The organism is Proteiniphilum saccharofermentans (genome assembly GCF_900095135.1).
In the GTDB taxonomy this organism is placed as follows: Bacteria; Bacteroidota; Bacteroidia; order Bacteroidales; family Dysgonomonadaceae; genus Proteiniphilum; species Proteiniphilum saccharofermentans.
Window position 1 is genome coordinate 900524 of the sequence record NZ_LT605205.1, and the last position, 12278, is coordinate 912801.

At 42.7% G+C, this 12278-nt stretch carries 8 protein-coding genes, 1 tRNA gene and 1 pseudogene; 4 read left to right on the top strand and 6 right to left on the bottom strand.

Annotated features, from left to right (window positions below; all coding sequences use genetic code 11):
* Window positions 1–65 precede the first annotated feature (65 nt).
* Both PSM36_RS03515 and PSM36_RS03520 read left to right on the top strand, forming a co-directional pair.
* A complete protein-coding gene (locus PSM36_RS03515; RefSeq protein ID WP_076928906.1) occupies window positions 66–827 on the top strand; it encodes a thiamine pyrophosphate-dependent enzyme in 762 nt (253 codons plus the stop codon).
* Window positions 828–841: 14 nt separating this feature from the next.
* The gene (locus tag PSM36_RS03520; protein WP_076928909.1) at window positions 842–1396 is read left to right on the top strand and encodes a 2-oxoacid:acceptor oxidoreductase family protein; all 555 of its coding nucleotides are present in this window, start codon (window positions 842–844) and stop codon (window positions 1394–1396) included.
* Between the two features lie 468 nt (window positions 1397–1864).
* Here PSM36_RS03520 and PSM36_RS03525 read toward each other — a convergent pair.
* Window positions 1865–3112: pseudogene (locus PSM36_RS03525) on the bottom strand (DEAD/DEAH box helicase); the annotation flags it as partial.
* Window positions 3113–3248: 136 nt separating this feature from the next.
* Between PSM36_RS03525 and PSM36_RS03530 the strand changes: the two are divergent.
* Window positions 3249–3333 (top strand) — tRNA-Ser (locus PSM36_RS03530).
* 447 nt (window positions 3334–3780) lie between these two features.
* Here PSM36_RS03530 and PSM36_RS03535 read toward each other — a convergent pair.
* The 3 genes from PSM36_RS03535 to PSM36_RS03545 form a co-directional block, all read right to left on the bottom strand.
* On the bottom strand, window positions 3781–4380 hold the full coding sequence (locus PSM36_RS03535) for a hypothetical protein (RefSeq protein WP_076928912.1): 600 nt from the start codon (window positions 4378–4380) through the stop codon (window positions 3781–3783).
* Complete coding sequence (locus tag PSM36_RS03540; protein WP_076928914.1) at window positions 4367–4870, bottom strand: RNA polymerase sigma factor; 504 nt, start codon at window positions 4868–4870, stop codon at window positions 4367–4369. Before PSM36_RS03540 ends, PSM36_RS03535 begins: the two co-directional genes overlap by 14 nt.
* A gap of 211 nt (window positions 4871–5081) precedes the next feature.
* On the bottom strand, window positions 5082–7610 hold the full coding sequence (locus PSM36_RS03545; RefSeq protein WP_083710915.1) for an outer membrane beta-barrel family protein: 2529 nt from the start codon (window positions 7608–7610) through the stop codon (window positions 5082–5084).
* Between the two features lie 203 nt (window positions 7611–7813).
* Between PSM36_RS03545 and PSM36_RS03550 the strand changes: the two genes are divergently transcribed.
* A complete protein-coding gene (locus tag PSM36_RS03550; RefSeq protein ID WP_076928917.1) occupies window positions 7814–8722 on the top strand; it encodes a metallophosphoesterase family protein in 909 nt (302 codons plus the stop codon).
* Between the two features lie 12 nt (window positions 8723–8734).
* Here the strand turns inward: PSM36_RS03550 and PSM36_RS03555 are convergent, their stop codons facing one another.
* The gene (locus tag PSM36_RS03555; RefSeq protein WP_076928919.1) at window positions 8735–10333 is read right to left on the bottom strand and encodes an ATP-binding cassette domain-containing protein; all 1599 of its coding nucleotides are present in this window, start codon (window positions 10331–10333) and stop codon (window positions 8735–8737) included.
* Between the two features lie 111 nt (window positions 10334–10444).
* Entirely contained in the window at window positions 10445–12082 is a 1638-nt protein-coding gene (locus PSM36_RS03560) for an ATP-binding cassette domain-containing protein (protein ID WP_019539565.1), read from the bottom strand.
* Window positions 12083–12278 lie beyond the last annotated feature (196 nt).

A 12278-nucleotide genomic window follows, 5' to 3' on the forward strand; every position in this document is an offset into this window, starting at 1 on the left:
TTCTTAACTTCAGACTTCTAATTTCTAATTTCTTAGTTCTAACTTCTTAGAAAAAAAATAACCATATGAATGCAAGCGATATAGTAAGTCCTGAAAACCTGGTCTATGCAAAACCGGAATTGATGAACGATAATCATATGCATTATTGTCCGGGATGTTCCCACGGAGTAGTGCATAAAGTGGTTGCGGAGGTGATCAAGGAATTAGGCTTACAGGAGAGGACCATCGGTGTCGCACCTGTAGGGTGTGCTGTTTTTGCCTATAAATATCTCGATATCGATTGGCAGGAAGCAGCCCACGGGCGTGCTCCCGCGGTGGCCACGGCTGTTAAGAGGTTGTTGCCCGACAGGATGGTATTTACTTACCAGGGTGATGGGGACTTGGCCGCGATCGGGACGGCAGAGACTATCCATGCAGCCAACCGTGGTGAAAATATAGCCATAGTCTTTATCAATAACGGTATTTACGGGATGACCGGTGGACAGATGGCTCCCACTACTTTAAGCAATATGGTTACATCGACCAGCCCCGACGGACGCGATGTGCAAACTATGGGTGGTCCTCTGAAGATACTCGATCTGCTGGCACTACTCGATGGTGTTTGTCTTGCCACCCGCGTCAGTGTACATACGGCAGCAGCGGTAAAAAAAACAAGACGGATGATCAAACTAGCTTTTGAAAATTCCATGGCAGGAAAAGGAACCTCTATCGTGGAAGTGGTTTCTACCTGTAATGCCGGGTGGAAAATGACACCTGCGGCTGCTAACGATTGGATGGTGGAAAATATGTTTCCGGTATACCCCATTGGTGATTTGAAAAACATCTAAAGTAAAGATATATAATGTTACAGGAGATAGTCATTTCAGGTTTTGGAGGGCAGGGTGTGCTCTCGATGGGGAAGATTCTCGCCTATTCGGGAATCATGGAAGATAAAGAAGTATCATGGTTTCCGGCTTACGGTCCGGAACAACGGGGCGGCACAGCCAATGTTACGGTCATCATTTCCGATGAATCCATCAGTTCGCCTGTGGTGAACCAGTACGATATTGCGATAGTATTAAACCAACCCTCACTCGAAAAATTTGAAGGAAGAGTAAAACCGGGTGGGACGCTGATCTATGATGGATATGGTATCCATAAGAAAGTAGAACGGAGGGATATCAATGTATACCGTATCAACGCGATGGACGAGTCGATGAAGATGAATAATACCAAAGTATTTAATATGATCGTGTTGGGTGGATTGCTCAAGATATCGCCTATGGTGGAGGTGGAAAATGTGATGGAAGGCCTGAAAAAATCTCTTCCGGAGCGTCATCATAAACTTTTACCCATGAACGAAGAGGCCATCCTTCGGGGGATGGAGATCATCCAACTGGAGCAGAAAGCGGTGTAATCAGTATTATCCCAATCATTTCTTCCCAAATGGCCACCAACTCCACCTTTTTGATTTCTTTCCATCAGTAGCTTGTTCCGGCGCTACATCAGCTTTTTGGGGTGTCGAAACTCGTTTTGTTTCTGAGAAGTTCCTCGTAGATGGATTTTTCTTGGAAGTATCTGTTGCCGGAGAATCGGAATTCCGTGGTATCCTTTGTTTACGGGGTCTTTCTGAGTTGCTTTGTTCCCGGGATGATCCCTGCTCTCTTTTTCCGGACACTCCCTGTTGTTGTGGGGTTCCTTCTCTTTTAGGTCCACGCTGTTTCTTTTGTGCGCCTTGTTTTTGGGATGCTTGTCCTTCTATCTTCTTTTTTTCGCTGCGAGGGGACTCGTTTGGTTTTGAACCGCCTTCTGGATGTAATACTTCTCTTTCTTTGGTTTGTTTTTCGGGGTGGGATGGTACTCCTTCCTTCCGGGTATTGTGATCCGAACGCGACTTATTGCCTTTTCCTGATCCTGTTCCCTTTTTCCCGCTTCCTTTTGCTGAACGGGAGGATCCGCCTCCTCTTCTGTTATCACGGACAGGGTTATATTCCGGTGTTTCTCCCAATTCCGAAGGAACAGGAATCCGGTATATCCTTTTTCCCAGAAACTCTTCGATTTTGGAAAAACGGTACTGCTCTTCGGGTGATACAAAGGTGATGGCCATACCCGAATCGCCGGCTCGTGCTGTACGTCCGATGCGGTGTACGTAATCTTCTGCGTCATAAGGTACATCGAAATTGATCACCAGGGTAATATCATCAATATCAATGCCCCGCGCAACAATATCAGTCGCCACCAGGATATTCACCCGTTCATTTTTGAACTCATGCATCACATGGTTACGCTGAGACTGATCGAGATCGGAGTGCATCTCTCCTGCCGACAATCCCATGTGTGTTAATATTTTGGCAATCTCTTTCACTTTCTGTTTTGAACCGGAAAAGAGAATTACCTTATTGGGCGCTTTCTCTTTGAAGAGATATTTTACAATATTGATCTTCTGCGCTTCATGGCAGATGTAGGCCGATTGCAGGATTGTTTCAGGCGGCTTGGAAACGGCGATGGTGATATCTACCGGGTTGCGTAGTATGCTCTTTGCCAGTTGTTGTATCTTAGGCGGCATCGTAGCTGAGAACATGATAGTCTGCCTCTCTTTTGGGAGCAGCTTTTCAATCTTCATGATATCGTCATGGAATCCCATATCCAGCATCCTGTCCGCCTCATCTAAGATAAAATACTTCACCCCCGAAAAATCGATATTATAGAGATTGATATGCGACAGAAGCCTTCCCGGCGTAGCAATTACTACATCGGCGCCACTCATTAACCCTCTTTTCTGTATGTCCCATGCTTCCCCGTCGTTACCACCATATACCGCTACCGAAGAGAAAGGGGTGAAATAGGAGAATCCCTCCATCTGTTGGTCGATCTGTTGTGCCAGTTCACGGGTAGGTGCCATCACGATAGCGTTGATCTTGCTTTCATCGTGGGAATCAGTCTGCAGATTATTAAGCAAAGGGAGCAGAAAAGCAGCTGTTTTTCCTGTACCGGTCTGGGCACAGGCGATCACATCCTTTTTTTCAAGGATGACGGGAATAGCTTGTTCCTGTATAGGGGTAGTCTCTCTGAAGTTCATTGCTTGCAGGCCTTCCAGCAGAGAGTCGCATAGGGGTAGTTCGTTAAATAACATGACTCATTGATAGTTTACGCAAAGATACAATGAATAATTGATTTTTTTGAAGTCAATGAAAAATAATGTGACATAGCTATTTTTTCTTTCCAAAAATAGTTTTACCTTTGCACTCGCATTTTCAGAGAAATTGCAAGGAGAGATGGCAGAGTGGTCGATCGCGGCGGTCTTGAAAACCGTTGAAGTGAGAGCTTCCGGGGGTTCGAATCCCTCTCTCTCCGCTTAGAGGTGGTTTGTCAAAATCCACCTCTTTTTTCATAAAACTGTTGCCATATTTACGCTATTTGGATATTCCTTCTCTATTTTATTGAGCGATTGCTTTTTATTCTGATGATCAAAAACTATTTTATTGGTGAAAATATATGATATTTCCGAAACATATGCAATGTTTCTCTTTACCCCAAAGTTAAAACGTTATTATTCAGAATAGTTGTTTATTTGAGAATATGTTTTTATTTAGACTCCTTTAGCCGTTGCAAATATTTGCTTGAACCCTTCTGGCCATTCTTTTTTTGTCAGCCACATTCTTGAAAATTCAGATCATGGTTATGTTTTTCAAAAATATGTATTGTAAGGTTCGTTTTATTACATACATCAAATCGTGCCCGCAAATCATAAACACTTTCTATCGGGACGTTAGCGTCTTCTTCGTTTCATCTGTTTTGTGTTTATTCGTTTGATTCTTCAAATTGTGTATATAACTCTTTTAACTCATTAAGAGTCTTTCTGTAATTCCTATTTAGAGAGCGTCTTACAATCCAAAGATAAATAACAAGTCCGATTGGAATAATAAATAAGTTTAGTAAACCCGGAGTCATCTTTGTTGCTACCTGATAAAAAGCATAGAAACCTGTTGCAAAAAGGAAAGAACAACCATATATAAGCAAATCATATTTCTTGTTAAACTTGATGCTTTTTTCAATTTGTTTGATACGATATTCTAACCATTCCTTTACCGGCATGCCATAAGTATATTTTCTCATTTTGTAGGCAGAGCGTTCCCATAAAAAATAAGATACAGATAGTATTATTAATCCGCTAAAATCCAAGAATATCACTTCTTTACTTCGGTTACTCCAAAGTAATATTGCGATAAGATACATAATCACCCCAATGATAATAAGCCGGAATATAGTTCCCGGATATACTGCCTTTATTGATTTTCGTGCAGACTTAACAACCATTTTATTTAGTTCGGAATCGGAATAACGGTCGATATCTCCCTCTATTCCTGATTTCCAGATATTTTTAATGTCATTTGCTTCCATTGATATTACTGTTAAAATGTTTTTGTAATTGGGCTTTAAGCCGGTGAATCTTAACGCCGATGTTGGAACTACTCATACCAACGATTTCGGCAATCTCTTCATAACTATAATCTTCCATGTAGAGTAACATGACAAACCTGTCTATTTCATTCAACCCATAGAGGACATTTATCAGCTTTTGGTAATTCTCGTCCCATTCTTGTTGTTCGTAGGGATCAACTGTCGCAACGTCAGGTATATTATCAGAGAATTTGAGGCGACTGTCCTTCCGGATCTTTGAAATGGAAGTGTTTATCGCTACCGCATAAATCCATGAGGCAGGTTTTCCTTTGTTTCGGAATGTAGGGAAAGAACGCCAAAGTTGACAGACGACTTCCTGAAAATTCTCCTCTTTGTCTGCTTTCGACCTAAAATAAATCTGATTTACCTTGTGAATAATACTTTGGTAAGCAGATAGCATCTTTAGGAATTCTTCCTGATTTGACTTCATTTGTTTTGACTTTACTTTATAGTCGGAGAAGGAGAGGTTTTATTACAAAATTGAAAAAAATGTTTTTCATTGCATGACAAAATCGGCATCATCAATTGATTTTTTTTGACAAATCAATTAACAACCAATTATTTAAAATCATCTAAAATCTTAAAACATAAAGAGTTAGAAGGGGTATTCTAAATTATCAAAAATGATCTATGTCAGGAATTTATCTGTTGGTTCCCTCAAACATATCATGATTGGGGCCTTCTGCTTTTCTCTGTTGTCTGAAATTATTGAAAGTATAGGTCAATGTCATTGTGAACAACGGGGAACGCGGATAGATTTTAGTAAGCGTTTCCATTCCGATGCCGGAACGTGTGTTGGTATACTTTGCAGTTGAGAGAATATCCCTGACTACAAGGCTGGCCGTTAATTTCTGTTTTGGAAATTGCTGTCGGGCAGCGATATTCAGATAGAAAAATCCGTCTACCCGTCCTTGTGTACTCACCATCGGTCCTACATAATAGGCTTCCAGCCGGACGCGTGTATTCTTTGCTACATCAAAGTTATTGTTGACGGCTAACTGCCAGTTCCAACTCTCCTCGTCATCATCTATCTTAAACTGGTTTTTTATCCTGTAGAAATAATAACTTGTGTTTGCGTCCAGGTTCCAGTACTTATTGAATTGCAGGTTCGCCGCTAACTCCATACCGGTGGAATAGTCGTTGCCGACATTTGCCATGGAGTCGAGTGTGACACTTGAATGATAGGGAACACGGAGGCGTTCGATTTTATCTTTTCGGGCACGGTGGAAGAGCGTAGCGGAAATCGTATTGCCATTCTTAAAATTATAATTATACCCTCCCTCCACAGAATTCGTGTATTCCGGTTTGATAAACGGGTTTCCCATCTGGGCAGTGTTATAGTCCACATATACCACATAAGGCTCCATGTAAAACAGTTCCGGTTGGGTGATCCTGCGTGTATAGGCTGCCCGTATCTGTGAATGGTCATTTAAAGTATAGGAAACATGTACCGACGGGAAGAGGTCGAAACGGTGGCGACTATGACGTGCCCATTCGAAGTTGTTCCCGAGTTTACGATAGGTGTATTCTCCCCGTAGGCCTAACTGGTATCCGAAGCGTTCGTGTACATCGGATACCAATGCATACATTGCATGTATATCCCGGCGAAACAGGTATTTGTTGTACAGGTCGTCACGCCTGATAAAAGCATCCTGTTCCTGGTCAAACATATCGATTGTATAATCCCCGTCTTCGGTGTAAGAGAACAACTGATAGCCCGATTCAAACTTTCCGGTTTCATTATCAAAAGGGTAAACATAATCCGCATTTACCTGGCCGGTAAACCGGTACTCATACTCCCATGCACGATGACCATTTACCTGTTTTCCCTGCATATCCCACAGGTCGGTCTGGAAATTTTCCATTGCTCCCCCTTCGTATAATCCATACAAAGAGGCGGTCAATTTATGCCCTTCCCTTCCGGAGAAGTTATGCTCCACTCCCAGGTCACCTCGTAAATGATATTCGTACAGGTTCACGAAATCCTTGCCATCAAACGATCCGTACGTTTTTTCTCCTGTGGCTACAGGCTCGTATATGTCTTCATAATGAAGCTCTCCGCCTCTCCAACGGTCCCTGTAACCTCCTGTAATACCTGCCGACCAGATGGTGTTCTCCTTGAACCAGTCGAATGACGAAGTGAGGTAATACCATGCCGTATGTCTTTTCCTTAAGCCGGTGGAATGGTCTGTTGTCAATAATTCGGGAGTGATGATTGTCTTTAGTTGATCGTAATCACTCAGCACAAAACGGCGTGACGCTTCGCCTGATAATTGCCACCGGAAATCTTTTTTGCGGAGTGCCACCAGAAAATCGATATTTCTCGACCAAACGGAACTTCCCATCAGGTTGACCATTCCGCTCCATCCCTCCATATCACTTTTCTTTGTGTTGATATTGATAATACCGACCGCACCATCCGCATCGTTTCTGGCCGAGGGAGTCGTTAACACTTCAATATTATCGATCTGTCCGGCAGAGATTTGTTCCAGAGCGGCAGCACCGTTCAAGGAACCCGGTTTTCCGTCGATATATACTTTAAACCCGGAACTACCCCGGAAGGTTATTTCACCTTCTGCATCTACACGAATTGAAGGAGTCTGCATCAGAATGTCTGCAGCGGTGCCTCCCGCAGCAGAGAGAAATTCTGCCGCTTCGATCACTTGTTTGTCCAGCTTATATACGACTTGTCGCTTGCGTCCCGTTACCACAACTTCAGATAAGAGTTGCTCGCTCTCTTCTAACAGGATATCGGGTAATACAATTTTTCTTTTTTCAGTTGAAATTTCAAATGGACTGGTTTTGAGTGGTTCATATCCGATAAAGCTGACCGCGATGAAATACCCTCCTTTGTTCCTGGGAGTGAGGCTAAAATTTCCTGAGATATCGGTAGCTGTATAATCGACAGGTGTACTGTCATTTGCATTGTATAAAACAAGACTGGCAAATTCTACGGGCGTATTGTCGGTCTTGCTGATAATCCGGCCTTTTACCTGATAGGTTGATGAAGCTCCGTTGCTTTGTGCAAAGATATTTGTGACTGCCGGAAAGAAGAGCAGTATCAGAATAACGAAAAGGTTTGATAAAAATCTATTAAGGAACAATTGCTGTAAATCCGGTGGATAACTAAATGAAAGAAGATTGGATACTATTGCTTGAAAAATTCGCATACGATATTATTCTAATAAAATGCAAATGTAAGTAAAATTAAACTATCAAAAAATGTAATTGCGTATTTCATCATTTATTGAAAGTAATATAAAAGCTTCTTTTAGTACTAACAATATTTATTTGAATTAACTTTGTAGTATTGAATATGAATATCAAGATGAAATGGGTGTGAAACATATCCCGGAAAAAATAGAATAGTCATATGAAAAAATTAATTATTGCCATTTCGTTAATAGCTTTATTCCTTTCTTGTACAGAAAATTCCGGAAAAAACAGCAACCCGGGAAAAGAAGTAGCGTTCAGTTTTGCATTTCTGACAGATGTGCATATGAACAGCAATAATATGGATGTCAGTGCTGCCGGACTAAAACAGGCATTAGAACATGCAAAATCGCAAAACATAGATTTTGTGATTTTTGGCGGTGACCTTGCAGATCTGGATCACTTACAACCTCAGGACTCACTCAGAGCCGATTCTCTCATGAGCGTATTTAAATCGGCCGTAACCGGATCCGGCGTAAAAGCTTATTTAACTATTGGTAATCATGATAGATATTATACGTTTAATAATGAACCCGATGTGTCGGGATCTAAATTTTTCGAAAAATATTTTGGTGATACCTATTATTCTTTTGATCACAAGGGAGTTCATTTTGTGATATTAAACAGCGTGCAAATCAATGATTCAACGGGGAAATACTGCGTAGGTCCCGAACAGGTGGAATGGCTAAAATCCGATTTGGCAACCATATCCCGGGAAACTCCGCTGGTGGTTGTTACGCATGTTCCTTTTCAGTCGCTATATTACCCTGCTATGGAAGGCGTAGTCAAAGATGCGGATATGTTCTCCAATTTCAAGGAGGTATGGGATATCCTGCTGGATTATAATTTGAAAGTCATTCTTCAGGGACACCAACATTTACATGAAGAGTTGTTGGTGAACAATACTTATTTTGTGACAGGTGGAGCTGTTTCTGCAGGATGGTGGGGAGGTCCGCTGCTCGATACCGAAGAGGGATATATGCTCGTCCGGGTGGATAACGAGGGGAATATGTCATGGAATTATATTGATTACGGTTGGGAGGCAGCCAACAAACAGGAAAATAGATAAAGAAACTCTGTCTTAAATTCTTACCACTTTATCAACCACCCCTTCAAAGTCTTTCAGGTGGGTAGCCATCAGAATGGTGATGTCAGGGTACTGTGATTTAATATTACGGAAAATATCAATTGCGTTTTCGGAACTGATACCGGCAGTGGGTTCGTCAACGACCAGCAGTTGTGGCTCTTTGAGGAGCGCCTGTGCCAACAGTAACTTCTTCCGCTGTCCGCCGCTCAGCGTTTCGCCGTTTTCACCCAGCCAGCTTCCCAGACCATCGGGAAGTGATGACCGCCAGCTTGAGAGATCGACTGTTTTCAACACCTGTTCAATCGCTTCATCTGGATAGCCTTCGAAATTTTCACGTAAGGTGCCGGTAAGTAGGTAGGCTTTTTGAGTGACATAGACAGCTTCAGGCACGGGTAAATGAGTCAACTCCTTGTCACTGTTCCAGGTCAATGAGCCGCTACGCCGGTACTCAGGGTAAAAAAGGCTGTTCAGCAGGGTGGTTTTCCCTTTCCCTGTTTCGCCAAAGAGTGCGATCCATTCTCCCTTTTTAATCTCTAACGACACATCAGCAGTGCGTACGGGCGTATCGGGGATTTTCGCACTTACACCATTCAGGGTTAGATTTTCCAGGGCAGAACTTACCTGTACCGTCTCAACGGGTTGTTCACCTTGCTTGATAATCGACTCCACATCACTGATCTGCTGCTTGACCGAGCTTTTTTCCGATTTTCCTGAGAAAAGCATCTCCGATAATTCGGCCTGTGCCATGATACCAAAGAATATCCCGATGGCGGTGGAAGCCTCAATACCGTAATTACCCGAATTCCAGAGAAGGAAAGCGGCTATATAGCTAAATCCGAGTCCGGCAATCAGTTGCAGATAGAATGAGTTGGTTTGTAGTTTATTTTCCAATCGTTCAAGTTGTCCCAATCTTTGCTCGTATTGTCCGATCACCTTTTCCTCCATATTGTATTTTGAGATCTCTATCCGCCCCCGGAAACTTTGGATAAGTTCCTGGTTGTTTTCGTCCCGATATGTTTTCAATGACTTGTAGAGTTTTCCGTTTTTCCGGAAAAAGAGTTGGGGGACAATGAACAGGAGTATGGCGGCAGAAATCAAAAACTCTATGGCTATGACCTGTGAGAACAGGATAAGAAAAACAAAGTAGATGATAAGGGTAACTACCAATGCCGTGAGCGGTAAAAGCCATAAGAGGATGTAATTCAGTATCTGTTCAACACCTTGTGTGCTGTTCTCCAACAATGTCGAGTTGTTGTTGACCTGTTTCTTGAAATAGGGAAATTTAGCTACCGCCCGGAATATCCTTAACTGGATACGCTGCTGTGCGTCGAGGGTGGTTTTGTGATTTTCTATCCGCTCGAAATACCTTGTCGCAGTGCGTAGCAGCGCCAATAGACGGATGATGGCAGACGGGATCAGATAGGAGAATGTGGTGCTGGCCGTGATGAATGCTACACTACAGATGGCCAGAAACCACCCCGAGATAGCCGGAAGGGCTATAAATGCCGCCGTCCATAGGGCGAGCAGCAAGAAACCTCTTACCCATTTACCTGCGAAGGGTTGCAATATATGTTCTACAACAAACTTATGCATACGGTTAATTTACTTTTTTGACCATAATTGAATGAGATATCGGGCGGCTCATTAGTCCCATTGTCCCATCAGTTCTATTATTCACATTATTCTCATTGGCATATTGGCACATTAAATCTGTTCCCCCCAGTTTAAGTTTAATGTGACATCGGCCACAGCGTCGAACATTTTCTCGTGCGAAGCAACAATTACCAACCGCTCTTCGGCCAATTTAACAATTTGAGGAAGAATGATTTCGATTGTATCGCTATCCAAATTGGCCGTCGGTTCGTCCATGATCGCTACCGGCCTGGGATGTAACATCATCCTTGCAAGCGTCACCAGTTGTCTTTCTCCACCCGAAAGTTGTTTTCCGTTATGACTCAATTCGGTCTGCCATCCATCCTCCTTTTTAGCAAGTATCTTGTCCAGGAATTCAGGATACCAGGCCTGTTTCTCTGCCTCTTTCTCAAGGAAGACGTTGTATCGCAGCGTTCCGTCGAAAATGAATGGAAACTGGTTCATATACGACGAGTTCTCTTTTAACCACTGGTGAGACCACTCGTTGTCCTTGCCATTGACTGAAACCATACCCTCCTGCGGGAACAGGCTACCTGTGCAGATTTTCAGCAGGGTGGATTTTCCTGAACCCGAAATACCTTTCACCAATACCAATCCTTTTACAGGCAGTTGCAGGTTGATATTATTCAGCACTTTGACCGGCGAATCGGGATAAGCAAAATGCAAACCTTTGATCTCAAAACTATTGATCTTTTCATTTAGGTCGGATAAAGGAGGGATGATCTCCTGGTTCAGTATCGGCATCAATAGTTCTGCCGAGGCCAAAGCCTTGTTCCGGTCGTGATAAGCACCTACGAATTTCCGCAAATAGAAGAAAAAATAAGGTGTAATAGTCAGCAAAAACAATGCAGTACCGAAATCATAACCTTTCCCGTAATTGGGACCGGGCATAATCCCAAGTAAGCTCATCCCCAGGTAAATGGCAATAGCGGCAATGGCAATTGTAACGAAAAGTTCCAGCGCTGTGGACGATAGGAATGCAACCCGCATGACACTGGTTGTCGCTTTACTCAGTTCCTTACTCTTTCCCGATAAAAAGCGGTACTGTGCTTTGAAGTTGTCCAGATTGACGATCTCCGCAATGGTTTGAAGACGGTTATAAAACACAGCTGAATATTTAAGGAAGAGATTGGTATGTTTTCTGTGAAGCGCTTCAGCGCCTATACCGATGACCGCCATCTGCATGGGGATGACCAGCAACGATACCAGTAATATAATCCCTACCCATCTTTCAATCCAGAAACAGGCGATCAATAACACTGTACTGACCAAAGCCGTAGCCACGGAATAGGGGATAAAAAAAGCGTAAAAAGGCTTCAGGTCGTCGCTTATCCTCGTAACGTACAAAGCGCTTGAGGTGGAGTCCAGTTGGCTGTTGTTAAGTAACAGAGGATATATTTTTTTCTTGATTTTGGAAACGATTATATTGCCGGCATTGTAGTTGAACTGTGAAGCAAAATGGGCGAAAACATACCTGCCGGTGAGAAACAGTGATGCATACAGCAATCTATGGGGTTGTACAATCCCCTTGTCGACCCACGCTGCAGCGAATTCCGACAAATACCAGCAAAAAACAACAAAAGATGCCGCGCTAATAACGGTAAATACCGAGGCAGCTAAATATGCTCCTTTTGCTTCTGCTATCCTCTTACCCAGCCATTGTGAAGCGCTTTCCTGATTTGAACTCATTAATTATCTGTGATCTTAATTTCCCTTTTGCTGAAATTGAATGGGTTTTATTATCAGCAAAGATAATTATTTTAGGCAAATAAAAGCCACAAAACGAATAAGACTATGGGAGATTGCAACCCAGTTGCACCGGATTGGTTGTACTTTTGCATTAGATATATTAAAACTGAACTTTCGCGAGTACATCAGATGAAAA